This window comes from Providencia sp. CIM-Carb-044, from assembly GCF_033901115.1.
Lineage (GTDB): Bacteria > Pseudomonadota > Gammaproteobacteria > Enterobacterales > Enterobacteriaceae > Providencia > Providencia hangzhouensis.
This window is the reverse complement of the sequence record NZ_JAXADV010000084.1, coordinates 1-397: the sequence shown is the minus strand read 5'-3', so window position 1 is coordinate 397 and position 397 is coordinate 1. Positions and strand designations below refer to the sequence as shown.

At 43.6% G+C, this 397-nt stretch carries 1 tRNA gene; it reads left to right on the top strand.

The annotated features are described in order from the left end of the window. Window positions 1-172: 172 nt before the first annotated feature. A tRNA-Glu gene (locus SJ312_RS23405) sits at window positions 173-248 on the top strand. Window positions 249-397 lie beyond the last annotated feature (149 nt).

Below are 397 nucleotides of genomic sequence, written 5' to 3'. Positions count from 1 at the left end.
CCGTAGGGGAACCTGCGGTTGGATCACCTCCTTACCATTGAAGTGTTTTTGTGAAGTGCTCACACAGATTGTCTGATAGAAAGTAGAGCAATGGCTTTACGTGGGAGACTTATTCGAGAGGATAAGACTTACACGAAAATAGCAAAACGGTGTTTTGCAATTGAATTTTCGTGTCCCCTTCGTCTAGAGGCCTAGGACACCGCCCTTTCACGGCGGTAACAGGGGTTCGAATCCCCTAGGGGACGCCAATTGCGCCGATATCGAGTGAAAGACGATGTCCCCAATAATGATTAAGCCAATTATATTGTAGTTGGTTTAACAATTATGCTCTTTAACAATCTGGAACAAGCTGAAAATTGAAAACAACGCACATTGTTTATCGCTTAAACAATGTGAG